Genomic DNA, 23,076 nt, shown 5'->3' with positions numbered 1-23,076 from the left:
GGGATGGGCGACCGCTTCGGGGGGCATACAAGTGCTGACCGGACTTGCTGGCGAGGCAGAATGTCCGGGCCGGCTGTTACATCATCCACCTAAAGCTGATCTTGGCAGATCAAGGCTACCGCTCCCACGCTCGTATGCCGCATGCTCGGGAACGTGCTGCCCTTTCTCCTACTTGGTGATTCGCACCGAGACCGGGTCGCTGCCCGGGAAACTCTCTTCCAGGGCAGCGTCGAGCTTGTCGTGCAATCGGACCTGATGGTTCTCCGGCAAGTCGGCGTCTGAACCTGTCCGCACCGGTGCTGCTGAGGACCGGGCGAGCCTCCTCCGCTCCATTGCTCGGGTCACAGCGTCGTAGAGGAGAAAGCCGAGGCCGGCACAGATCAGGAGAGCGGGCACCGGGTTTGCGCGCATGCCGTCGAGCAGGCGCTCGCCACCCTCACTCAGCCGCACGCTCGCATGGCGCAATCCAGCCGCGTCCCTGGCCAGACCGGACACGTTGAGGCGCGACTGCAGGCTGGCAAGGGTCTGATCAAGCCTCGCGCGGCTCGCCTCGACCTCATGCTCCAACTCATCGGCCGATTTGCTCATTCGCCTAAGCGCTCCGTGATGATGGCTGCGTCCTCTCGCACCTGCCGCTCGGTCCGTGTCGGCTTCAAGCCTGAGACCGAGACCTTGCTGCGCCCCCACAGCACCAAGCCGATGGTGACGAGAGCGAAGGCGCCAGCAACGATCAGCGCCGCCAACGCCTCCGAGTGCAGGAGGACGGCCAAGCCCTTGACCAACGCCAGGATCAGCACGAGCAGAGCGGTCAGAGCGAACACGCCCGCAGCGATGAACAGGCTGAGGGCGAAGGCGAGGTGCTCCAATCCTTCCTGCATCTCAGTGCGGAAGAGGGCGATCTCCTTGCTGACGAGGTCCTGCGTCTCGCGGACCGCATCACCGATCAAGGTCGGGATGGATCGGGCCTGAGGCTCTGCCATGGGCGCCCCTAGATGTCGGGCGTCGGAAAGACGTCGACCGGCACCACAGCATGCGAGCGTGGGATCGGCCGGATCTCGGAAGCCTGGAAGAAGCGGAAGAGGGCGAAGCCCGCCAGGGCGGCGCCTGCGAGAGCCACCCCCGGCCGACGTCGGACGGCCGCCTCAACCTCGTCATAGATTTCACCGACCGTGCGCCGATTGATGCCCTCGGAGAACTCCTCGACACCCTCGGCCGCCGTGTCGAAGAAGGCCCGCACGTGCGGGTAGTTCGCGAAGCCTGAGCCGCTTGAGCGGATGGCCTCAGCCACGTCCGAGACGGCCCGAGCCACATCCTGCTTGCGCTTCGAGACATAGCTCAACGCCTGGTCTCGGATCGCGTCTGAGAACTCGGTCGGGTCTTCCTGAGCCGATGCTGCAGGATCGGGCCCCAATCCGTTGCTGGTGTCAGGCATGGGATCTCTTGCGCGGGCCGCCGTTTCGACAGGAACAAGTGCAACGGCAATCCACCAATACGGTTCCGCTTGGTCAGCAGTTCTGCCCTGACGCAGGCAGGACCGATATTTCTTGCTCTGCGTTATGCGCCCAAGGCTCTGCCTGCGGGCAGCTGACGAGGGAAAGGAACAGTTGCGATGGACGAGAAGCGCGTGACGGGCGAGACCAAGAAGGTTGCGGGCCAGGTCGAGGGAGCGGTCGGCGATCTCACCGGTGATCAGAAGACGAAGGCTGAAGGTCAGGCCACCGAGCTGAGAGGCACGGCTGAGAACCTGGTAGGGCAGGTCAAGGATGCCGCGAGCCAGATTGCCGGGCAGGCTGCCGGCTTGGCGCAAGACGCTCTCAGACAAGGCCGCGAACGCTTACCGGGTGCGGACGAGATCTACCGGCGCGGCAACGAGGCAGTTCGGGGTTACGCCTCGGCGACCCCCATCGGCACGATCGTTGTGGCCTTTGGTGCCGGTTATCTTCTCGGCTATCTCATCCACGGCCGGGACTGACGCGTGGTGTGCTGGCTGTCACGACATCAGCCTGCTGAATAGCAGAAGGGCCGACAGGTGCCGGCCCTTCCTGTCTCCGTCGATTGGCCAACTTTAGCGCGCGCCGGCTCCTGAACCGCCGCTCGTGCCGCCGGTGCTCGTGTTGCCGCCACCGCTGTGACCGCTGGTTGAGCCGGCGGTGCCTGTCGTAGCGCCAGCCGCGCCCATGGAGCCGCCTGTGGCCGAGCCGGTGGAGCGCTCCATGCCCTTCTCGGTGTTGCTCTTCACGCTGCCGGGGTTGTTCATGTTGCCCTCGGTGCGTCCGCCGCCGGCAGGCGTCTGCGCCCAGGCAGCTCCGCTCAGCGAAAGGGCCATGGCAGCGGCAAGAGCGATGGACTTCGTGCTCATCGTGCGTTTCTCCCGTTTGTTCATGTGAGGGATCAAACGCTGCCCTGAGCGAATGCGTTCAATGGTCGGGAGGAGGCTCAAGCAGCGGCATCCAGTGCGTCGGCGTCTGGCCATCCCAGGGAACAGGCTTCTCTCCAGTCCACAGGCGCCACTGCCCATGTCGATTGTAATAGGTCAGCACGCCGACAAACTGATCCTTGCCGTCAAACAGCAGAGCCTTGCTGCCCTCCTCGTCCGGGGCTGTGTCGATTGGCTGCCAAGCACTCGTCATCGCGGGATCTCTGGCTCCTTGGACTGAGACAAGGATGCTGAGGCTGATTGGTTCAGACGGGGGAGTGGAGCGCCACGATGCAGGGCGCGAGCCTCGCCGCCTTCTGCCAACGCCGTTACATGCTGAACGACCTACCTGAGCATCGCCGCCGCTGATGCACTCGCCCTCTGCATCCCGGCGTAGCGGCGAGGAGACCGCCGCCAACCCGACGGCGGTCTCAGCACTGGATAGGAGGCCGGCAGGGCAGAGGGCGCCATGGACCGTTTGTCCTTCGCTCGTGCGGAACCCCAGCAAAACCTCGGCGATTTGTTTCCCGTCAATAATCACGGAGGAACACGCGATGAAGGTTTCCCATTTCGTCGGCGCTGCCGCCATCCTGGCCCTGACGGCCGGATCGGCTCTCGCCGCGCCCTGCAACACGGGCTCGACGAAGGGCAAGAGCCCCAACGACCAAGCCATGAACGACAAAAGCTCCGACGTCGACAGGTCGAGCAAGAACCTCGCGGGCGGCCAGCAGCCCGCCTCGCCCGGTACCGTCGGCGCCATGAACAACGTCGGCGCCAACCAGCAGGTTGGTCAGAAAGATGGATCTGGCAGTGACGGCAAGCAGGCCGGGAACACGGACCCGGCGAGCAAGAATCTTGCGGGCGGCCAGCAGCCTGCCTCGCCCGGCACGGTCGGCGCCATGAACAATGCCGGCGCCAATCAGCAGCTCGGCCAGAAGGACGACGACTGCTGAGCAGAGCCGCAGCGCAACGATCAAGAGCCCGCCCGGCCTCTGCCGCGGCGGGCTTTTTGCTCCGTGTCACGCCACAGGCACCAAACGAAGAGCCGGCCAATAGAAGCCGGCCGGCTCCCCGTTAATCACTGAAGGAACGAGCCCGAAGGCTCAACGAACCAACAGATCTCGACGTGGAAAGTTCGAGCTTGTCGCTTCCGGCCGCAGGAACTCTAGCAAGGTGCCCATCACCGCACCAGCCATCAGCCCTGCGTTGGCCCCATCGTGGCCTGCATGCGGGAGAGCTGCGAGATGTGCAGATTGATCAGCGGAAGCGCACCGCGCGCGATCCGACGCAGGCCCGGATCTTCGCCGCTCTGCGCGTAGGAGCCGTGGAGCGCTAGCGCCTCGCGATGCCCTTGCAGCGACGCGTTGACGAACGCGGCGTCGTACTGCGGTCCGGGCTGTAGGCCGGAGAGCTGGCTCAGGATCTGCGCCTTCTGCTCGTCCGTCGTCATGCTGCCCGGCGGGGGAGCGCCGAGCGCCCCGCCAACAGCTCCGACCGTGGCGCCCGCCACGCCACCTGCAACCGCGAGCGGTGCAGCCACGAGACCGCCCACCACACCACCGGGGCCCGGCGGACCTCCTGCGAGCGGCGCCGCGCGACCGGTATAGCCGTCGATCTTGTTGGCGAGGTTGACCTGCTCGATGACCTCTGCCCGAGAGAATGCCTTCACGCGCGGGTTGCGGGTCTTCTCGTGGGCGTCACGCGCGGTGTTTTCCAGGAACAGTCCGCCCTTGGTCGCCATGTTGAGGTAGACGGGCGTCGGCATGGCACCGGCCGGGGTTGGCTGGGCAATAGCGGTGCGCGTGACCGCAAGCGCAGCGGTAGCGGTCAGCATGCCGTACAGGAAGTCGCGTCTGTGCATGAGGTTGGCTCCGGATCGAGGATCGCACCCGGGACGACTGAAGTTGCCCGGTGTGGTTGAGCCGGAACCCCGCCGCAGACCTTATGTTCCTGAAGATACGAACCCCACCCCGCTTGATCTCTGTGCCTTCCCTGCCGGTGCGGGCCAGGACGTCGAGAGTCAGCAACTAAATTCGCGGCTGTTGGCGGACAGGGAACTCGCGCCTTCGACATCGGTAGACTTTACCAGATCGCTTTAGTGACGGGGCGGCCTCGCCCACTCGGAGGGTGGCGCATAACGCCGAGAGCCGGCGGTCCTGCACCTCAAGGGGTGCGGTCGGCACCCCATCACTCATCCTCGCTGGAAGGGCCGACGCATTCGAGGCTGGGAAATATGGGGGGATTGAAGGCGAACGAGCGTGACCGCGATATCGGCGAGCGGCTCGCCGCAATCCGCCGTGCGAAGAGCTTGTCACAGTCGAGCTTGGCGGCCGCAACAGGTATTACGAAACAGCAGATCCAGAAGTATGAGAGCGGCAGGAACCAGATCCCGGTTGCACGCCTGCACCAGCTCGCGCGCCCTCTTGGTGTGTCGGTGCCCGACATCGTGGACCCGGCCGGCTCTGCGGGCGGCCTGTCGGAGGAGGTACTGGCGCTGATGCAGGTCGGGGGAGCGCACGAACTTGGCGCGGCCTACGCGGCGATCCGCGATCCGCAGTTCCGGCGCGAGATCCTGGCCGTGGTACGCTCGTTCGCCCGCTTGCAGTCCGCTTCCTAGCGGTTGCGCGCCGCCTCGTGTCCGCACCGTGCGTGTAGTTGTGAACCTTCGCGCCCGTCATCCGAACGAATCGGGAACGCGGCTGGCCCGGATGACGGATGGCGCTACCGGGAGCGCAATGATCCTGCGCCGAAGGCTGGCGCCAGAATACCAAATCAGCGGACGCAGGTGAAAGCCGGCTGTCAGGACAGGCGGACCAAGCTCCCGCTCCCATCCTGACAACCGGCTCTCGATCGAGGAGTACCTTGCAATGCGCGAGTCATTGGACTCGTAAGGGGAAACCGGCGAGCCCGTCGAAGGTTCAAGCCGTCCACTCGACGCGCATGGCCGGTGGCCGGGGACTCGGCCAGAGAGAACAGCACACCCGGGGCAATGCCCAGGCGAAGCGCCTTCGGTAGCCGTTGAACGCCAGGAGACCAGCCGCAGCCGAACCGGCACGACCGCGTTATGCCCCGGCATCGGTTTCGCTCAAGGCATGACAGCTTCAACACAGAACAAGCTCAACGCGCTGGCGATCAGCATCGCCGAGGCCGAGTGCCGCCGACGCGATCAAGCAGAGTTCATCGCTCGGCGCGGAGCAGAGGGCGAGGACGTAACCTCCTCCATGCTGTTGCTGCACCTCTTGGAGGAGAACCTGAAGGTGCTGCGGGAGCGCCAGCACCACCTTCAGGCCGGCGGAGCGGAGCATTGAACTCGGAGAGGCTGAGGCAGACGCCATCAAAGCGGTTGCCGCCCTCGCTTCTGCAAAGCTTGCACAGGCGCCCTATGTGTCAGGACGTGTGACCGGCACGTGAGAGATTTCGTGAGCACGCCTGATTGCCCATAACCGCTTGTAGACACGATCCGGAAACACCTCGGCCAAGCGCTCGCTCTGGTCTATGCCGACCTGTCCGACCTTCAGGACACCGACCGCTTCAAGGATCTGCTGAGTCATCTTGAAGTCGCCCTCGTCACGCAAGGCGCCAAGGACGAGCGAGATTTCCGTACAGCGCTTCTGGAGCTTGTCCCGAGCCTTGTCAGCTACGCCATATCGCTGACGAAAGACGGAGCGCGGGCCGGCGACTTGGTGCAGGAGACGCTACTGAGGGTGTGGCGATTTCGTGATCGCTTCCAGCCCGGCACGAACCTGGGCTCGTGGCTGTTCACGATCATGCGCAACAACTTCTACACGGAGAGCAAGAAGGCTGGCCGCGAGGTTCAGGACATAGACGGAGCAACCGCCGAAATGCTGGCGGTCGCGCCAACCCAGAGTTCCGCCCTCGACCTGCAAGATTTGCAGGCTGCCCTGGACAAGCTGCCAGCCGCGATGCGCGAGACGCTCGTGCTCGTGACCATCAACAACGTGAGCTACGAGGAGGCTGCGGTGATCATGGGCTGCCGGATCGGCACCGTGAAGAGCCGCGTCTTTCGCGCGCGTGAGCTGCTGGCCGTTATGTTCGGCTACACTGCCGATGAGGCTGGAGCGGATCGCGTCATACTGGCAGCGGTAGGAAGTGGCACCACCACGATCTCGACGCCATAGAGGCGCTCCAAGCTTTCCGGTGTGATCGTGCCGGAGGCCCGAGGACGGCAAGGTGGCGGATCTGGCCAAGCGCCCGCGTCTGACTGCCCACCTGGCACCACCCGTGACGCAGCTCGCGTCATTTGGTAAAAGCTTCGGGCTTGGGCCGCGTCCGGCCGGCAGTGGCCGAGCATGCACGATCTGGCGGAGGGCGCGGTTCGTGACGAAGCCTTATCAGGGGAAGGCCATCGTCAACATGGTGGGCGAGATGATCGGGCGGTCCGCGGTGGCCTGAAATGTCGAGGGCCGAGCTTGTCTGCCCACGTCGGCTCTGTTCGGAAACTTCGTCCTACTTGGAGGCGACCTGCTGCAGGTTCTCGGCCAGCTTGCTGGCAAACTCGTCGCCCTTGAAGATCTCCGCGACCGCCTGCCTAAGCTTTCCCTCGTCCTCAGACTTGCCGAGCGCCTTGGCATAGGCCGCCGCCGTGCCGAAGCCGGCTAGCCCGTAGTGCGTCATGCGCTGGTACTGCGCGATGATCTCCACATCCCGCAGCTTGGGATCCTGCGCCGCCTCCTGGATGTCGTGCTTGCGCGCCTCGGTGACGAGCCCCTCCATGCCCTTACAGTACTCCGGCTCGGTCTCACCACCACACTGCTGGATCAGTTCCTTGAGGGTGCCAGTGTGCTTCTCGATGCCGCCGACCGAGTGCTCCAGCATCTGCTTCAGCTTTGGGTCGCTGGCGTGGCCGCTCAGTTCCTTGACGGCTCTGGTCATCTGCTTGCCCTCGCATGTTGGCGGTTTCCCCTAGCCTGAACACCGACCGGAGCAGATAGGCTCCTGTTCGGCCGGCGCAGCCGGGGGAACCGCCGAGCGCATGCACACGCTTCGGGCGATAGCGCCGGCCACGCTCGTTCTTGGCCGTACCTCGACCTCACGCACCCAACCCTCGACCCTTCATCACGGGGCCTGCGAGAGCCTGCTGCCTCGCGAACTCGCTCGGGTCGGACGCAGGCGTCGCGTAGGTCCGAACGGGCCGCCCACAGCCGTCCCTGGGGTTCATCGAGCGCTGGCCTCGAATGGCGGATCCGAGATTGAGTACTGGATCGGCTTGAAGGCGAAGTTGTTCGATTGCGGGGCCGAGCAGGCCGTCAGCCCGATGATGAGGTCCGTCTCGGCCTCGAACACGATGCGGTCGCCCGCCCGGCTCAAGGGAGGGCGCACCGCGAGTTCCCCCGTCCCGCCGTCCACCGTGACGTTCATGAACACGTTGAAGGCCACCGGGATGCGGTCCGGCCCGATGCCGTAGGGCGCGAGCGCGCGGACGAGGTTGCCGAAGCAGCCGTGGTGCGGCTCAACGTCGTCGTAGAGGATGCGGAACGTGTCGGCCGAGCACGGCGTCAGCAGGAAGTCGTGCCGGCCCACCGTGTCCTCGACGATGCGCAGGAGCACGTTGCTGCGGTTCGAGTAGAGCGCGTCTCCCGTCGTCAGGAAGATCCGGCTCGCATAGTCGAGGCTGCGCCCGGACGAGATCACCTCGTGGGTATCGCCGGCCGAGAAGGCGAGGAGGTCGGCGACCTGCTCGCCCTCCGGGTCGATCACAGTCAGGCGTTGCCCGCGGGCGAGGGTGAAGGCGGCGCCCGAGCGGGGTGGGATGGTGTGGCGGATCGCGTGCGCTCCGGTCGGGGCCGGGGCAGAGGCGGCGGGTCGCGCGGGCATGTTCGGCATCGAAAAACCTGTCGGGCGCGCCGGCGGAGTGCCGGGCCGCGGGCGAGAACGTCCGAGACGCCGATTGGCTCACCGGACTTCACATCTTCTGCGTGTAAAACGGATCGGGATCATCGTCCTCGCGTTGTCGCGGGATGTCCGTGCGCGCCGGCGGCCGCGGACCGGGCCAGACTCAGGAGCGCGATGGCATCCCGCGGGCCGACACAGGCGCATGCCAGCGAGCTGACTTTGCGCGGCCTCCTGGTCGGGGCTGCCATCACCGTCGTGTTCATGGCAGCCAACGTCTATATGGGTCTCAAGACGGGGATGACCTTCTCCTCGTCGATTCCCGCCGCGATGATCTCGATGGGCTGCCTGCGGCTTCTCGGCGGGGCGAGCCTTCTCGAGAACAACATCGTGCAGACGCAGGCCTCGGCCGCCGGCACACTGTGCAATGTCATCCTCGTCCTGCCCGGCCTCGTCCTGATCGGCCACTGGCAGGGCTTCCCCTTCTGGCAGACGGGCGCCGTCTGCCTCCTCGGCGGCCTCCTCGGCGTCGCCTACTCGATCCCGTTGCGCCGCGCCCTCGTGGTCGGCGCAGGACTGCCCTATCCCGAGGGAACCGCCGCCGCCGAGGTGCTGAAGGCCGGCGAGGGCGACGGCGGCCTGCGCGACCTGCTCTGCGCCGCTGGCGTCGCCGCCGCGCTGGGGCTCGCTACGAGCGGGCTGCGGCTGCTCGCCGAAGGCATCCATGGGACCTTCTCCGCCGGTCCAGCGGTGTTCCGGCTCGGCACCGGCTTCTCGCTCGCCCTCGTCGGGGTCGGTTACCTCGTCGGCATCGGCGCCTGCCTCGCCCTGCTCACCGGCGTCGTCCTCGCCTGGGGGCTGGCCGTGCCGCTCCTCACCGCCCTCGGCCACGGCGGCGGGGCCCCGGCCCAGGCTGCCGAGGCCGTCTGGTCCGGCGAGGTGCGGCTGATCGGGGCCGGGATCATCACGGCGGGCGGCGCCTTCACGGTGGTGAGCCTCGCCCGGCCTATCCTCGACAGCATCCGCTCCGCGCTCGAGGCCGCCCGCGCGGGCGGCATGTCAAGCGACCTGCCGCGCCAGGAACGGGACCTGCCGATCACCTGGGTCGGCGGGGCGGCGCTCGCCCTCGCGCTGCCGATCGCGGGCCTGTTCGCCTGGTTCGCGCTCGGCGCCGGGCTCGGCGGCCTCCTGCCAGTGCTGATCCTGGCGGCGAGCCTGTTCGTGATCCTCGTCGGCTTCCTGATGGCCGCGGCCTGCGGCTACCTCGCGGGCCTCCTCGGCTCCTCGTCGAGCCCGATCTCGGGGATCGGCATCCTCACGACGATCCTGGCGGCCCTGCTCCTGCCGCTCCTCATCGGGCGGGCGGCGGGGCCGGAGGGCGACCGCCTCGTGATCGGCATGGTGCTCCTCGTGGCCGCGGTGATCGTCACCGTCGCCTCGATCGCCAACGACAATCTGCAGGACCTGAAGACCGGCCAGCTTGTCGATGCGACGCCCTGGCGCCAGCAGGTGGCGCTGATCGCGGGCGTCACCGTCGGCGCCCTGGTGATCGCTCCGCTGCTCGAGCTGCTCTACCGGGCCTACGGCTTCGTCGGCGCCCTGCCGCACGAGGGCATGGAGGCCGGCAGCGCCCTGCCGGCACCGCAGGCCGCGCTGATGACCCAGATCGCGGGCGGCATCGTGCACGGGCAGTTGCCCTACGGCATGCTGCTCGCCGGGATCGGGATCGGGGCCGGTTTCGTCGCGCTGGAGGCGTCGCTGCGGCGGCGCGGCCTATCCTTCCCGGCGCTCACCATCGGCATCGGCATGTACCTGCCGCTGACGGTCGTGATGACGATCGCGGCGGGAGGCGTGGTCGCGTGGCTGGCCGCGCGCGCGCTCCGCGCTCGCGACGCGGCGGCGAGCCGCGACGCGCGCCGCCGCGGCGTGCTCCTCGCCTCCGGCTTCCTCGTAGGCGAGAGCCTCGTCGGCGTGCTGATCGCGGCCTCCGACACCTTCAGCGGCCGCAGCAACTCGCTCGCGCTCGTCGGGGCGGAGTTCCACGCCACGGCGACGGCGCTCGCGGCTGCCGCCTTCCTCCTCGCCCTGGCGGCCTTCTACCGGTTGGTCTCACGGCCGCCGCCGGGCAGTCGGCCGGGGCTGGCACGCGCCCTGCCGAGTGCCGGCGAGCGGGCCTGAGGATGGCCGCGGGGCGGCCCGCAGGCACGCGGATCGGACGAGGTGCCGGGGCGGATCGGCGGCCGCTTCGGACGGGCCGAGCCATGTCGCCGCGCTGCTGCCGAACCGCGCAGGCTGCCGGCCCCGCCGACACGAAGGAGCGTTCGGCGACCGGCGGACGCGCGCAAGGCTCCGCGCTCAGGCCGGGCGGCCGGGCTTTGCGGCGGTGTCGACGTAGCGGCCCTGGCGCGGCACCGCCACCGCGTCGAAATCGCGCGCCAGCGCGCTCAGGCCCCGGCGCATCTCCAGGCCGGCCAGCGGCCGGCCGTGCCCGGTGATCACCCGCTCGGGCGCAAGCTCGGCGAGGGCCCGCACGGAGCGGCGCGCCGCCGCCCAGTCGGTCGTGAGGTACATTGGCGGGCCGTGCACCTCCGGCGCCTGCGTGGCGACCGCGTAGGCCGATTCCTGGGCCGTCGTCACAAAGGCGTCGCCGACGATCAGGCTGCCGTCGGCCTCGCGCCAGAACGAAGCGTGGCCCTCCGTATGGCCGGGCGTGTGGATCCAGCGCCAGCCGGGCATCGCGGGCACGCTCCCGTCGGCCGGCAACGCGCGCAGATGGCCGGAGACGTCGACGGGACTCGTCGGATAGAGGGGCGAGATGCGCGCCATCAGGCCGCCGCCGACGCTCGGGTCGGGGCTCGGGTAGGACCGGCTGCCGTCGAGATAGGGGTGCTCCAGGGCATGCGCGTAGACGGGCGCGTCCCAGGCGGCGGCGAGGTCCTCGAGCGCGCCGACATGGTCGAAATGGCCATGCGTCAGCACGATCGCCGCGGGCCTCGCGCCCGCGCCGAACCGCGCCTCGGCCGCGCTCACGATGAATGGCTTCGAGCCCGATATCCCGGCATCGACCAGCACCCAGCCGCGGTCCCCGGCGCCCGCCGCGCCGACAAGGACGACGTTGGCGATGGCAAGGCGGCGGTAGGCGAGATCGGGCGCGATCTCGTGCGTGTGGTCGCCGCGCAGGGCGTCGGCGGCCGGATCGTCGGCGCGGCCGCTCTGGGAAATGGGGATCTGTTGAGCCATGCCGGGTGTCCCGCGTGGTGGAGGGAGGAGACGGCGTCCGCGAGCGAGGGGACCTCATCGCAAACCCCGGCCCGCGCGCCGCTGTTCCGGGCGCCCTCAACCTTCGAGGAGGTGGAGGTTGAAATGGCCTGCTTTGTCCTGCCAGGTCTCGGCGACCCGCCAGCCGGCCGTGGCCGCGAGTGTCCGGAAAGCGTCGGGCCCATATTTGTGCGAGGTGTCGGTGCGGACGCTCTCGCCCGCCGCGAAGCTGATCGCCTCGCCCCCGAGGCTGTAGGTGGCGTCAGAGCGTGCCACGAGATGGGCCTCGACGCGGCTCGGATCGCCGCAGAGGCGGATCGCGTGGCGGAAGTTGTCCGGGTCGAGATCGGCGTTGAGTTCCCGGTTCAGGCGCGCGAGGAGGTTGAGGTGGAAGGCCGCCATCAGCCCGTCCGAGCCCGCATAGGCGCGCCGCAGGCGCTCAGGATCTGTCGTCGCGTCGGTGCCGACGAGAAAGAGGCTCGGGCCGAGCGTCGCCCGCGCCCGTTCCAGGAACGCGATCGCTTCGGCGGGCGGGAAGTTGCCGATGGTGGTGCCGGGATAGAAGCCGAGGATGGTGCGGCCCGCCGTCTCCACTGGTAGCCGCACCGGCTTCGTGTAATCGGCGCAGGCCGAGATCATCGCGACCGCCGGGTAATCCGGCGCGAGCCGCCGGACAGCGGCCGCGAGATAATCGCGCGCGATGTCGATGGCGACGTAGGCGGCGGGCCGCTCCAGCGCGTCGAGGAGGGTGCGGATCTTGCGACTCGCGCCGCTGCCGAACTCAACCACCGTGGCGCCGGTTCCGACCCGGGCCGCTACCTCGGCGGCGGCGCGCGGCAGCAGGGCCATCTCCTGGCGCGTTGGGTAGTAGTCGGCGTGCCCGCAGATCCTGTCGAACAGGTCCGAGCCCGTCCCATCCCAGAGGTACTTGCCGGGCACCGCCTTCACCGGCGCCGTCAGCCCCGTGAGCGCGTCGCGCAGGAACTCGGCGCGCTCCGCCTGCTCCGGCAAGCCGGCAAGGGAATCCGCCTTCATGGACGCGTCGCCGTGAGGACGACGAGGGCGATGCGCTCGGCCTCCCCGTAGGCCGGGTCGTCGAGCTCCTCGCCGTACGCGTCCGGGTCGAATTCCCGGTAGGACCAGTCGAGCCCGGCGCGGGCGCAGACGGCGCCGGCCGCCTCGCGGAACGGGTCCCGGCCCTCGACGATCGCCGCGCCCGTGAACAGGACGAGGCTGCCGCCCGGCGCGAGCCGCTCGCACGCCGCCTCGACGACGGCGAGGGACAAGCCGGCCCCGAGCGGCCCGCCGCCATGCCGGTAGGCGCGCTCCGAGGCATCGATCATGAAGGGCGGGTTCGAGACGATGAGGTCGAAGCGGCCGCCGACGTCGCGCAGCATGTCGCTGCGGCGGGGCTCGACGCCCTCCGTGCCGGCGAGCCGGGCGTTGACGCGGGCGGCGCGCAGGGCCGCGGGATTGATGTCGGCGAGCACGATCTCGGCGCCGGGCAAGCGCTTGGCGAGCGCGATGCCCGCCGCACCCGCTCCGCAGCCGATATCGACGGCGCGGCGCACGGGCCGGTCGCGGCCTTCGAGGTGCGCCAGCACCGCCGCGACGAAGCGCATCGTATCGGGCCCGAAGAAGACGGCATCGGCCGCGCTCGGTGGATAGGCCGCGTGCGCGAACAGCTCGCCGTCGAGGCTCGACAGGCGGATCGCCGCGCGCAGGCGCTCGCCCTCGCGCATGAGCGCGCCCGCCTCGTCCATCAGGCGCACCAAGGCGTCGGGCAGGAGGCCCCGGCGAAAGGGACGGCTCCAGCCGAACACGTCTCGGAGGCTGCGCGCCTCGGCGTTTCGTGGGCGCGCGTTGACGCGCGCGTGGGTCGCGGGCGTCACGGTGGTGAAGGTGTAGCCGGTCTCGCTAACGGCGCGGGCAAGGGCGACGAGGGCGTCCTCGTCGGCGGGAAAGGCCAGCGACTGCGCCATGGTCCGATCCCCAATGCCCATCTCAGCCGTCCATCTGCGGAGCGAGGAAGGCGCCCGTGCGCAGGTCGGCGGCGACCTGCTGGGCGTCCCAGGGCGGCGCCTCCTCCCGGCGCCGGAACGGGCAGGCCCAGTCCTCCGGCACCGCCCGCCCGCTGAACTGCCGGGCGGCGGAGCGCTCCCCGTGCTGGGCGAGCATCGGATTCGACGAGCCCGCGAAGGCCACGTCGCGCTCGACGATCGAGTCGCGCAGGCGCTCGTAGCGCCCCTCCGCCCGGAGGCGCTCGAACTGGTCGTGCAGGTTGAAGACGAGGACCGGCGTCTCGAAGCGGCGGGCGGGCCGGCTCGCCCCCGGGTGCAGCCCGACGATGAAGAAGCCCTCGCCGCCGAGGCTGAGCGAGAAATGCGGATCGTCCGGATCCGCCTTGACCCGCGGGTCGTAGCCCTGGCCGAGGCAGTTGTCCTTGTCCGAGAGCGACTGGACCCGCGCCCAGAGCGCCGCCTCGAACTCCTCCTCGGAGAGGGTGTGGGGCCCCTCGAAGACCACGGCGAAGCTCTGGAACAGGTCCGGCTGCTCGCGGTAGCGCCAGATGAAGGCGAGGAGCGCCGGATAGATGCGCAGGTCGTCCCAGGCCGAGCCGATGTCGCGGGCGACCATCACCTTCATCTGGCCCCGCGAGAGGGCCGATTTCGCGCCGACGCAGGGGAAGGGCGCCTGCCGGATGAAGGTTCGGAACCGCTCGGCCAGGGGATGCGAGCTGTCGTCGGTGGGCAGGAGCATTGCGCCTCGTATCAGGATGCGGCGCACGGATCGCCGCCGGCGACCCTGCGATCCGGCATGAATCGGACTGATGAGGGCTGCCGGCTTCGGGCCGTGCTGCGGACGATCTAAAGAAGATCGCCATTCGGAACCCCAGTGGCCGAGCATTGTTCCACGCGGACACCGCCTTCGCTGTGGAGATTAATCTGGGTTATTTCGCGATGACGAGCGATCGGATTGAAGATCTTTCGCGGGCGATGCTACCGTTTGCCGCAGATGTTGAGATGATCCAGTGGATCCATTGATCGGCATCCGGCTGCGTATCGCGCTCGTGCCTGCCGGCTGGCAGGGCCCGCACTCCGCGCGAGCAGGCGCGCCGAGATGGTCTGGGCGTCGATCAGATGGAACTGTCTGTGCCAGCCGCACACCGACTTCGGAAAGGGACCACCTCGTCGGGGGCGGGCCGCGGTCGTGCAGGCCCGCGACCAGCACCCGGCGCAGACTTGCCCGGGCTTGGTCGCGGCGTTGACGACCACTGGGGCCGAAGGCCAGCCGGGCAAAAGGCGCGAACGTCCGATCCGCGGCGGTCATCCAATTCATAAGATTATCACAGGATATTTTTTGGAACCGATTTCAAGGGTAAGTTGAACAAAGCGCAGGATCACGCCGCCTGAGCAGTGAAATCCGAGCCCAGTCTTTGGGAAAAGCCGCTCGCGGATTTGCAGGCGCGAGGCGCTGTCTGCTTGTGCGTGTACTAGTCTTGCAAAGCTCCGATCGGGAGACACGGAGCCTCGACGGACCTGCTGTCCTTCCATCAACGTGAGCGCATGAAGGTATCTGCAGCTTGAAAAAAATCGTCCTAATCACCGGAGGCGCGGGTTTCATCGGGACTCATCTGTCGAATGCTCTACTGATGTGCAACTACAGGGTCCGCGTCCTCGACAGCCTGATCGAGCAGGTTCACGGAGATGGGACGAGGCCGAGGCCTCCGGATCCGCGGGTCGAATTCATCCAGGCCGATATCCGCGACGCGGAAGCGGTGGCCGGCGCCCTCGATGACGTCGATTCCGTCGTGCATCTCGCGGCCGAGGTCGGCGTCGGCCAGAGCATGTACGCGGTCGAGCGCTACGTATCGGTCAATGATTGCGGCACCGCCGCGCTGTTCCAGCAGCTCATCGACAGGCCGGTGCGGCGTGTCGTCGTCGCCTCCTCGATGAGCATCTACGGCGAGGGTCTCTATCGGGCCGCGGACGGCCGCATCGTTCAGGATGCGGTACGCAAGGCCCGGCGCGCTGGCGAGCCGTGGGATCCGGTGGATGAGCAAGGGCATCCGCTCGTGCCGGTGCCGACCCCCGAATGGAAGACGCCGAGCCTGGCGTCGGTCTACGCGCTCACCAAGCACGTGCAGGAGCGCCTGACCCTGACGCTCAGCCCGGTCTACGGCATGGAGGGCGTCGCCTTGCGTCTCTGGAATGTCTACGGACCGGGGCAGGCGCTCTCGAATCCCTACACGGGCGTCCTGGCGATCTTCGCCTCGCGGCTGCACAACGGGCGGCCCCCGATGATCTTCGAGGACGGCGAGCAGCGGCGCGATTTCGTCCATGTCGAGGACGTGGCCGAGGCCTTCGTGCTGGCGCTCGAGCACCCGCGCGCGCCCGGCAATGTCTACAATGTCGGAAGCGGCCAGAACTGGTCCGTCAGGGAGGTGGCCGAGATCCTCGCCCGAGCGATGGGCAAGCCGCATCTCGAGCCGGAGATCATCGCGCAGGCTCGAACGGGCGATATCAGGCACTGCATCGCGGACATCGGCAAGATCCGGCGAGAGCTCGGCTTCGCGCCGCGGCGGGACTTCGCGGAGGGGGTGGCGGAATTGGCGGCCTGGGTCACCGAGCAGCAGGCCACCGACCGGGTGACCGAGGCCCGCCGGGAGCTCGAGGCCCGAGGCCTCGTCGCGTGATGCGGTCGCGACTCCGCCCGCCGGGCGACCCGGCCGGATGCGACGTTCTGATCACGGGGGGCGCCGGATTCATCGGCGCGAACCTCGCGGACCGTCTGGCCGCGGCCGGGCACCGCGTCGTCGTCTTCGACGCCCTGGTGCGCCCGGGCGTCGAGGCGAACCTCGACTGGCTGGAGAAGCGCCATCCCGCCCGAGTGACGGCGGTGATTGGCGACGTCCGGGACGCGGACCGGGTCGCGGATTGCGTGGCCGGGGCGGATGTCGTCTTCCACTTCGCGGCACAGGTCGCCGTGACCACGAGCCTCGTCTCACCGCGCGAGGATTTCGCGGTCAATCTGGGCGGCACCGTCACGCTGCTCGAAGCTCTGCGCAAGCGCAGGGTGCCGCTGATCTTCGCGTCGACCAACAAGGTCTACGGCAATCTGCCGGATCTTGCGCTGACAGCCACGAACGATGCCTACGTGCCGACCGATCCCGAACTGCGGCGATGGGGCATCGGCGAGAAGCGGCCCCTCGACTTCCACACGCCCTACGGCTGCTCGAAGGGGGGCGCCGACCAGTACGTGCTCGACTACGCCCGCAGCTTCGGCGTCCCGACCTCGGTCCTGCGGATGAGCTGCATCTACGGCCCCCGCCAGATGGGCACCGAGGATCAAGGCTGGGTCGCCCATTTCCTGATCAGCGCCATCGAGGGCCGGCCGATCAGCATCTACGGGGACGGGCGGCAGGTGCGCGACATCCTGCACGTCTCGGACGCGGTGACAGCCTACCTCGCGGCCTGGACGCGGATCGAGAGCATCGCCGGCCAGGCGTTCAACCTCGGCGGCGGTCCCGACAACGCTGTGAGCCTGCGCCAGGTCCTCGCTCACGTCGAGACGCTCGTGGGCCGCCCGGTCGATCTGCGCTTCTCGGATTGGCGCGCGGGAGACCAGCGCTACTACGTCTCGGATACCCGCCGCGCCGCGCTGATCCTCGGCCTCCCGGCCCCGACGCCGTGGCGGCAGGGCGTGGCGGACCTCGCCGCCTGGCTCGCGGCAGCGCGGGGCACCGGCGCGATCCCGTGCCTCGGCGATCGGGACGTTCCGCTGATGGGAGCGGCCGAATGAAGGTCGCCCTCGTCAACCCTGCCTGGGACTACCGCAACAGCATCTATTTCGGCTGCCGCGAGCCGCATCTCCCGCTCGAACTCGGCTACGCCGCGGCGCTCCTGAGGGCTGCCGGCCACGACGTCCTGATGCTCGACGCGCATCTCTGCAGCCTGACGAACGAGCGGGCCGCCGAGGGTGTCGCGGCGTTCGGGCCCGACATGACCGTGGTGACGACCGCGCCGACCTACCTGTTCTGGCGCTGCGCCCCACCGGAATTGCGGGTGCCGCGGGCTTTCCTCGACGCGCTGGCCGGGCGCGGCGGGCGCACGGTCGCCGTCGGACCGCACGGCTCGGCGACGCCCCGGCCGACGCTGGCGAAGCTCAGCGTCGACGCGGTGGTGCTTGGGGAGTGCGAAGAGATCGTGCTGCGCCTCGCCGAAACTGACGATCTCCGCGGCGTCCCCGCGATCGCCTGCCGGGACGATGGCGGGGTTCTGATCACGGGTCGACCGCACGTGGCCCGCTTCAGCGACCTCCCGGCTCTGCGCTGGCCAGCGGAGTGGATCGCGCGCCACTCCCACCACCACCACCGCTTCGACCGGGAGCCCGACGGGCCGGGCGCCGAGGTCGAGGCCTCGCGGGGCTGCCCCTACACGTGCAGCTTCTGCGCGAAGATCGATTTCCGCGACGTGTATCGGCGCCGCGAACTCGGGTCCGTTCTCGCGGAGATCGACGGGCTGGTCGCGCAGGGCGTGACCTACGTCTACTTCATCGACGAGATCTTCCTGCCTCAGAAGCCCCTCCTCGAGGCCCTGGTTCCGCGCGACCTGCGCTTCGGCATCCAGACCCGGATCGACCTGTGGAAGCCGGACATGCTGGACCTCCTCGGTGCGGCTGGATGCGTCTCGATCGAGGCCGGCATCGAGAGCCTGACCGTCGAGGGCCGGGCAGCCCTCGACAAGAGGTGCCGCGCCACCACCGACGAGCTCGCCGAGCGGCTGATCCACGCCCGCAACACGGTGCCCTTCGTGCAGGCGAACCTGATCAAGGTCGCGGGCGACGATCCGGCGCTGGTGGCGCTGTGGCGCGATCGCCTGCGCGGGCGCGGCGTCTGGGCGAACGATCCCGTGCCGCTCTACCCCTATCCGAGTTCCCCCGATTACCGGCGGCTCTGGGGCGAGCCGGACGACGAGGCCTGGGAGCGGGCGCACGCCCATTACCTCGGCCAGTTCGATGTGTTCAGCGACATCCAGGAGGAGCGGCCGCTGCCGCTTCGGGAACTGGAGGCTGCATGCGGTCGGACTTGAGAATCGAGCGCTTCCACGTCCTAATGACGGCCGACGCCGTCGGCGGCGTCTGGTCCTACGCGGTCGACCTCGCCGAGGGCCTCGCCGGCGCGGAGGTCGGCGTGACGCTCGCCGTGCTCGGACCGGAGCCGTCCGCGACACAGGCCGCGCGGGCCGAGGCTGCCGGCTGCCGCCTCGTCGGGACCGGCCTCCCCCTCGACTGGACGGCCGCGGAGCCCGGCGCGGTGATCGAGGCCGGCGACATGCTGGCGCGGACCGCCCGGGCGGTCGGCGCGGATCTCGTCCACCTGCATAGTCCCGCCTTCGCGGCGCAGACGCCCTTCGGCGTGCCCGTCGTCGCGGTCTGCCATTCCTGCGTCGCGACCTGGTGGGCGGCGGTCGAGACCGGCCCGCTTCCCGACGATCTGGCGTGGCGGGCGGACCTCGTCGGCCGCGGCTGCCGCCGTTCCGACGCGCTGCTGGCCCCGAGCGCGGCCTTCGCCGCCGCGACCGCCCGCGCTTACGGGCTGACCCGGCCGCCGAGGATCGTTCACAACGGCCGCCGGGCGCTGAGCCTCACCGGCGCGGCGTGCACGGAGCCAACCCCCTCCGCCTTCACCGCGGGACGGCTGTGGGACCGGGGAAAGAACGTCGCGGGCCTCGACCGCGTCGCGGCCCGGGCGGCCCTGCCGGTGCGCGCGGCCGGCCCCCTGGCGGGACCCAATGGCGAGCGCATCTCGCCGGTGCATCTCGAATGGCTCGGGCAGCTCGACGAGGCCGGCATCGCGGCGCAGCTCGCAGGGCGCCCGATCTTCGTCTCGCTCGCGCGCTATGAGCCCTTCGGCCTCGCAATTCTCGAGGCCGCACAGGTGGGCTGCGCCCTCGTGCTCTCGGACCTGCCGACCTTCCGAGAATTGTGGGAGGACGCCGCCGTTTTCGTCGATGCCGGTGACGCGGACGCGGTCGCCGGCACCCTGGAATGCCTCGCGGCCGACCCGGGAACGCGCGCCAAGCTCGGGCAGGCGGCGCGCAAGCGAGCCGGCCGCTACACGATCGCGGCCTCGACGGCGGGCGTCCTGCGGACCCTGGAGGCACTCCTTGCCGGGCCTGCGGCCCGAGCTTCCCTGAAGGGAGAGGCCGCGTGAGGATCGCCTACTTCACCCACTCGCTCGCCTCGTGCTGGAATCACGGCAACGCCCACTTTCTGCGCGGCGTCCTGCGCGAGCTGATCCTGCGCGGCCATGCGGTGGATGCGTTCGAGCCGCGGGGCGCCTGGAGCCTCGCGAACCTCCTGCGGGACCACGGCAAGGCGGGGCTGGCTCCCTTCCGGGCCGCCTATCCGGAACTCGATGCGCAGGTCTACGACGCGCTCGAGCCCGCGGTCGAGCGCGCGGCGGAGGCCGACCTCGTCATCGTGCATGAATGGAACGAGCCCGCCCTCATCGCGGCGCTCGGCGCGACGCGCGGGCGTGGCGCCGCCTGCACGCTCCTGTTTCACGATACGCATCACCGGGCGGTCAGCGAGCCGGAGGCGATACGGCGCTTCGATCTCTCGGGCTACGACGGCGTGCTCGCCTTCGGCGAAACTCTGGCCGAGGTCTATCGCGGATGGGGCTGGGGCGACCGCGTCGCCGTCTGGCACGAGGCCGCGGACACACGCCTGTTCCGTCCTCCGCTCGCGGAAGGCCCGCGGCAGGGCCTCATCTGGATCGGCAACTGGGGCGACGACGAGCGCAGCACCGAGCTTGAGACCTTCCTGCTCGGGCCCGCGCAGGCTGTAGGGCTGCCCCTCGACATCTACGGCGTGCGCTACCCCGGAGCCGCTCTGGCGACGCTTGCCAGCACCGGCGCGCGCTATCGCGGCTGGGCTCCGAACGCCGCGGCTCCGGAGCTGTTCGCCCGTCACCTCGCCACCGTGCACGTGCCGCGGCGCTTCTACGTGGAGCGCTTGCCCGGGATTCCGACGATCCGGGTCTTCGAGGCGCTGGCCTGCGGCATACCCCTCGTCAGCGCGCCCTGGGAGGATGCGGAGGGGTTGTTCCGGCCCGGCATCGATTACCTCGTCGCCAGAACCGGCGCGGAGATGGAGCGCCACCTGCGCGCCCTGCGCGACGATGTCGAGCTGCGGCGCAGCCTCGTCGACAACGGGCTCGCGGTGATCCGGGCCCGCCATACCTGCCGCCACCGGGCCGACGAGCTTCTGAGTGTCGCTCGGCGGCTGCGCGCTCCCGCCCTGCAGGAGAGTCTCGCGTGAGAATCGCCTTCTACGGATCGAGCCTGCTGTCCTCCTACTGGAACGGCGCGGCCACGTATTACCGCGGTCTCCTGCGGGACCTCGCCGCGCGCGGCCACCGCATCACCTTCTACGAGCCAGACGCCTTCGACCGGCAGAAGCACCGCGACATCGACCCGCCGCCCTACGCCGCGGTGCGGGTCTATCCGGCGACGCCGGAAGCGATGCGCGCCGTGGCGGCGGAGGCGGCCCAGGCGGATGTCGTCGTGAAGGCGAGCGGCGTCGGCGTGTTCGACGACGAATTGCTGGCGGGCGTCATCGCGGCCTCCCGTCCCGAGGCGATCCGCATCTTCTGGGATGTCGACGCGCCCGCGACCCTCGCCGAACTCGCGCGGTTCCCCGATCATGCCCTCCACCGCGCGATGCCGGTTCTCGACCTCGTTCTCACCTACGGCGGCGGTCCGCCGGTGATCGCCGCCTACGAAGGCTTCGGGGCCGCCCGCTGCATCCCGATCTACAACGCGCTCGACCCCGACACCCACCATCCGGTCCCGGCCGATCCGCGCTTCGCCGCCGACCTCGCCTTCCTGGGCAACCGCCTGCCGGACCGCGAGGCGCGGGTGGAGGCCTTCTTCCTCGGCGCCGCGGTGCGGCTGCCCGACCGCTCCTTCCTGATCGGCGGCAACGGCTGGGACACCAAGGCCATGCCGGCCAATGTCCGCCATCTCGGCCACGTCTACACACGCGAGCACAACGCCTTCAACACGACGCCGCGCGCGGTGCTCAACATCGCCCGCGACAGCATGGCGGCGGTGGGTTTCTCCCCCGCGACCCGCGTGTTCGAGGCGGCCGGCGCCGGCGCCTGCCTGATCACCGACGCCTGGACCGGGCTGGACCTGTTCCTGCGCGAGGGCGAGGAGGTTCTGGTCGCCCGCGACGGCCGGGACGTCGCCGAGCAGATGCGGGCCCTGACGCCCGAGCGCGCCCGCGCCGTCGGGACCGCGGCCCGCGCCCGGATCACCCGCGAGCACACCTACGCGCACCGGGGCGCGGAGGTCGACGCGATCCTGAACGAGGTCCGCGCGCGCAAGCGTGAGCGGAGCGTCGCATGACGCGCGCGCGCCTCCGCCTCGTCGTCCTCGGGCTGAGCCTGTCCTCCTCCTGGGGCAACGGCCACGCCACGACCTACCGGGCCCTGCTACGGGCCTTCGCCGAGCGCGGGCACGCGGTCCTGTTTCTGGAGCGCGAGGTCCCCTGGTACGCCGAGCATCGGGACCTGACGGAGTCCGATTTCTGCGACCTCGCCTTCTACCGCGAACTCGTCGACCTCGAACGATTCCGGGACCGGATCGCCTCGGCCGACGCGGTGATCGTCGGCTCCTACGTGCCCGAGGGCGTCGCCGTCGGCCGGCGCGTCCGTGCCTGGAACCGATCCGTCTGCGCCTTCTACGACATCGACACGCCCGTCACCCTGGCGAAGCTCGAGGCGCGGGACCACGCGTACCTCGCGCCGGATCTGATCCGCTCCTACGACCTTTACCTGTCCTTCGCCGGCGGACCGACGCTGCGCAGGATCGAGGAGCGCTACGGCTCGCCCGCGGCGCGCCAGCTCTACTGCTCGGTCGACCCGGAGGCCTACCCGGCGCTGGAGCGGGACGCGCTCTGGGACCTGTCCTATCTCGGGACCCACAGCCCCGACCGGCAGCCGACCCTGACGCGGCTCCTCCTCGAACCGGCCCGGCGCGCGCCGCAGCTGCGCTTCGCGGTGGCGGGCCCGCAATATCCCCGCGAGATCGACTGGCCGCGCAACGTCGAGCGGATCGAGCACGTGGCGCCGGCCGAACACCCGGCATTCTACGCGGCGAGCCGCTACACCCTGAACGTCACCCGGGCCGACATGATCCGGGCCGGGTACAGCCCGAGCGTGCGCCTGTTCGAGGCCGCCGCCTGCGGCACGCCGATCCTGACGGATCGCTGGAAGGGCCTGGAGACCGTGCTCGCTCCCGGGCGCGAGATCCTGCCCGTCGACACCGCCGAGGACGTGCTGGCCCTGCTCGAAGGGCAGCCGGAGCCCGAGCGCCTGAGGCTCGCCGCGGCGGCCCGCGCGCGGGTGCTCGGCAGCCACAGCGCGGCGCACCGCGCGGCGGAACTCGAAAACCATCTTCGGGTGGCGATCGAGAGACGCCGAAACGTCACGATGCGCCTGGTGCTCGCCGAGGCATCCGCCAGTGAAGCGATGAGCGAATAAC

At 69.4% G+C, this 23,076-nt stretch carries 25 protein-coding genes and 1 pseudogene; 14 read left to right on the top strand and 12 right to left on the bottom strand.

Annotated features, from left to right (window positions below; genetic code table 11):
• Positions 1-168: 168 nt before the first annotated feature.
• Genes WDW90_RS18005 through WDW90_RS17995 form a run of 3 tightly spaced genes read right to left on the bottom strand, consistent with a single transcriptional unit; the run spans position 169 to position 1,432 of the window.
• On the bottom strand, positions 169-588 hold the full coding sequence (locus WDW90_RS18005) for a DUF3618 domain-containing protein (RefSeq protein ID WP_336488795.1): 420 nt from the start codon (positions 586-588) through the stop codon (positions 169-171).
• Complete coding sequence (locus WDW90_RS18000) at positions 585-980, bottom strand: phage holin family protein (RefSeq protein ID WP_336488794.1); 396 nt, start codon at positions 978-980, stop codon at positions 585-587. The genes WDW90_RS18005 and WDW90_RS18000 overlap by 4 nt, the downstream gene beginning before the upstream one ends.
• Positions 981-988: 8 nt before the next feature.
• Positions 989-1,432 (bottom strand): hypothetical protein, encoded by a 444-nt coding sequence (locus tag WDW90_RS17995; RefSeq protein WP_336488793.1) that lies wholly within the window; start codon positions 1,430-1,432, stop codon positions 989-991.
• A gap of 177 nt (positions 1,433-1,609) precedes the next feature.
• Between WDW90_RS17995 and WDW90_RS17990 the strand changes: the two genes are divergently transcribed.
• Entirely contained in the window at positions 1,610-1,972 is a 363-nt protein-coding gene (locus WDW90_RS17990; protein WP_336488792.1) for a CsbD family protein, read from the top strand.
• A 93-nt stretch (positions 1,973-2,065) separates the two neighbouring features.
• On the opposite strand, the gene WDW90_RS17985 is transcribed toward WDW90_RS17990, so the two are convergent.
• Together WDW90_RS17985 and WDW90_RS17980 are read right to left on the bottom strand one after the other, a co-directional pair.
• Positions 2,066-2,359: a hypothetical protein gene (locus WDW90_RS17985; protein WP_336488813.1), complete on the bottom strand. Its 294-nt coding sequence runs from the start codon at positions 2,357-2,359 to the stop codon at positions 2,066-2,068.
• Between the two features lie 58 nt (positions 2,360-2,417).
• On the bottom strand, positions 2,418-2,630 hold the full coding sequence (locus WDW90_RS17980; RefSeq protein WP_336488791.1) for a hypothetical protein: 213 nt from the start codon (positions 2,628-2,630) through the stop codon (positions 2,418-2,420).
• 340 nt (positions 2,631-2,970) lie between these two features.
• Here WDW90_RS17980 and WDW90_RS17975 point away from each other — a divergent pair, with 340 nt between their 5' ends.
• Positions 2,971-3,369, top strand: a complete 399-nt coding sequence (locus WDW90_RS17975) for an exopolysaccharide production protein YjbE (protein ID WP_336488790.1) — start codon at positions 2,971-2,973, stop codon at positions 3,367-3,369.
• Positions 3,370-3,611: 242 nt separating this feature from the next.
• On the opposite strand, the gene WDW90_RS17970 is transcribed toward WDW90_RS17975, so the two are convergent.
• Positions 3,612-4,277 carry a DUF4142 domain-containing protein gene (locus WDW90_RS17970; protein ID WP_336488789.1) on the bottom strand — a complete coding sequence of 222 codons (666 nt, stop codon included), beginning with the start codon at positions 4,275-4,277 and terminating at the stop codon, positions 3,612-3,614.
• Positions 4,278-4,658: 381 nt separating this feature from the next.
• On the opposite strand from WDW90_RS17970, the gene WDW90_RS17965 reads away from it, so the two are divergent.
• The 4 genes from WDW90_RS17965 to WDW90_RS17950 all read left to right on the top strand — a co-directional run bounded on the left by WDW90_RS17965 (position 4,659) and on the right by WDW90_RS17950 (position 6,829).
• A complete protein-coding gene (locus WDW90_RS17965) occupies positions 4,659-5,033 on the top strand; it encodes a helix-turn-helix domain-containing protein (protein WP_336488788.1) in 375 nt (124 codons plus the stop codon).
• 475 nt (positions 5,034-5,508) lie between these two features.
• Complete coding sequence (locus WDW90_RS17960) at positions 5,509-5,724, top strand: hypothetical protein (protein WP_336488787.1); 216 nt, start codon at positions 5,509-5,511, stop codon at positions 5,722-5,724.
• A gap of 150 nt (positions 5,725-5,874) precedes the next feature.
• Positions 5,875-6,555: a sigma-70 family RNA polymerase sigma factor gene (locus tag WDW90_RS17955; protein ID WP_336488811.1), complete on the top strand. Its 681-nt coding sequence runs from the start codon at positions 5,875-5,877 to the stop codon at positions 6,553-6,555.
• Positions 6,556-6,607: 52 nt separating this feature from the next.
• On the top strand, positions 6,608-6,829 hold the full coding sequence (locus WDW90_RS17950) for a hypothetical protein (RefSeq protein ID WP_336488786.1): 222 nt from the start codon (positions 6,608-6,610) through the stop codon (positions 6,827-6,829).
• Positions 6,830-6,883: 54 nt separating this feature from the next.
• On the opposite strand, the pseudogene WDW90_RS17945 reads toward WDW90_RS17950, so the two are convergent.
• Together WDW90_RS17945 and WDW90_RS17940 are read right to left on the bottom strand one after the other, a co-directional pair.
• A pseudogene (locus tag WDW90_RS17945) lies at positions 6,884-7,312 on the bottom strand (DUF892 family protein); the annotation flags it as partial.
• A gap of 279 nt (positions 7,313-7,591) precedes the next feature.
• A complete protein-coding gene (locus WDW90_RS17940; RefSeq protein ID WP_336488785.1) occupies positions 7,592-8,251 on the bottom strand; it encodes a DUF1989 domain-containing protein in 660 nt (219 codons plus the stop codon).
• A gap of 192 nt (positions 8,252-8,443) precedes the next feature.
• Between WDW90_RS17940 and WDW90_RS17935 the strand changes: the two genes are divergently transcribed.
• Positions 8,444-10,444 carry an OPT family oligopeptide transporter gene (locus WDW90_RS17935; RefSeq protein ID WP_336488784.1) on the top strand — a complete coding sequence of 667 codons (2,001 nt, stop codon included), beginning with the start codon at positions 8,444-8,446 and terminating at the stop codon, positions 10,442-10,444.
• A gap of 177 nt (positions 10,445-10,621) precedes the next feature.
• Here the strand turns inward: WDW90_RS17935 and WDW90_RS17930 are convergent, their stop codons facing one another.
• The 4 genes from WDW90_RS17930 to gntA form a co-directional block, all read right to left on the bottom strand.
• The gene (locus WDW90_RS17930) at positions 10,622-11,506 is read right to left on the bottom strand and encodes an MBL fold metallo-hydrolase (protein ID WP_336488782.1); all 885 of its coding nucleotides are present in this window, start codon (positions 11,504-11,506) and stop codon (positions 10,622-10,624) included.
• A gap of 96 nt (positions 11,507-11,602) precedes the next feature.
• Complete coding sequence (gene egtD / locus WDW90_RS17925) at positions 11,603-12,559, bottom strand: L-histidine N(alpha)-methyltransferase (RefSeq protein WP_336488781.1); 957 nt, start codon at positions 12,557-12,559, stop codon at positions 11,603-11,605.
• The gene (locus WDW90_RS17920; protein ID WP_336488780.1) at positions 12,556-13,506 is read right to left on the bottom strand and encodes a methyltransferase; all 951 of its coding nucleotides are present in this window, start codon (positions 13,504-13,506) and stop codon (positions 12,556-12,558) included. The genes egtD and WDW90_RS17920 overlap by 4 nt, the downstream gene beginning before the upstream one ends.
• Positions 13,507-13,528: 22 nt before the next feature.
• Positions 13,529-14,284: a guanitoxin biosynthesis heme-dependent pre-guanitoxin N-hydroxylase GntA gene (gntA, locus tag WDW90_RS17915; RefSeq protein ID WP_336488779.1), complete on the bottom strand. Its 756-nt coding sequence runs from the start codon at positions 14,282-14,284 to the stop codon at positions 13,529-13,531.
• Between the two features lie 823 nt (positions 14,285-15,107).
• Here gntA and WDW90_RS17910 point away from each other — a divergent pair.
• Genes WDW90_RS17910 through WDW90_RS17880 form a run of 7 tightly spaced genes read left to right on the top strand, consistent with a single transcriptional unit; the run spans position 15,108 to position 23,075 of the window.
• The gene (locus WDW90_RS17910) at positions 15,108-16,220 is read left to right on the top strand and encodes an NAD-dependent epimerase/dehydratase family protein (RefSeq protein WP_336488778.1); all 1,113 of its coding nucleotides are present in this window, start codon (positions 15,108-15,110) and stop codon (positions 16,218-16,220) included.
• Positions 16,220-17,326 (top strand): SDR family NAD(P)-dependent oxidoreductase, encoded by a 1,107-nt coding sequence (locus WDW90_RS17905; protein WP_336488777.1) that lies wholly within the window; start codon positions 16,220-16,222, stop codon positions 17,324-17,326. The genes WDW90_RS17910 and WDW90_RS17905 overlap by 1 nt, the downstream gene beginning before the upstream one ends.
• Positions 17,323-18,615, top strand: a complete 1,293-nt coding sequence (locus tag WDW90_RS17900; RefSeq protein ID WP_336488776.1) for a TIGR04295 family B12-binding domain-containing radical SAM protein — start codon at positions 17,323-17,325, stop codon at positions 18,613-18,615. Before WDW90_RS17905 ends, WDW90_RS17900 begins: the two co-directional genes overlap by 4 nt.
• Complete coding sequence (locus tag WDW90_RS17895; RefSeq protein WP_336488775.1) at positions 18,600-19,739, top strand: glycosyltransferase family 4 protein; 1,140 nt, start codon at positions 18,600-18,602, stop codon at positions 19,737-19,739. Before WDW90_RS17900 ends, WDW90_RS17895 begins: the two co-directional genes overlap by 16 nt.
• Positions 19,736-20,848, top strand: a complete 1,113-nt coding sequence (locus tag WDW90_RS17890; protein WP_336488774.1) for a CgeB family protein — start codon at positions 19,736-19,738, stop codon at positions 20,846-20,848. Before WDW90_RS17895 ends, WDW90_RS17890 begins: the two co-directional genes overlap by 4 nt.
• Positions 20,845-21,939: a CgeB family protein gene (locus WDW90_RS17885; RefSeq protein WP_336488773.1), complete on the top strand. Its 1,095-nt coding sequence runs from the start codon at positions 20,845-20,847 to the stop codon at positions 21,937-21,939. Before WDW90_RS17890 ends, WDW90_RS17885 begins: the two co-directional genes overlap by 4 nt.
• Positions 21,936-23,075, top strand: coding sequence for a CgeB family protein (locus tag WDW90_RS17880; RefSeq protein ID WP_336488772.1), 1,140 nt, complete (start codon positions 21,936-21,938; stop codon positions 23,073-23,075). The genes WDW90_RS17885 and WDW90_RS17880 overlap by 4 nt, the downstream gene beginning before the upstream one ends.
• Position 23,076: the final 1 nt, after the last annotated feature.

Origin of the sequence: Methylobacterium nigriterrae (genome assembly GCF_037106235.1) — a bacterium.
GTDB classification, from domain to species: Bacteria; Pseudomonadota; Alphaproteobacteria; order Rhizobiales; family Beijerinckiaceae; genus Methylobacterium; species Methylobacterium nigriterrae.
Note: the sequence above shows the minus strand (reverse complement) of the source record. Positions and strands in the feature narration are given on the sequence as shown.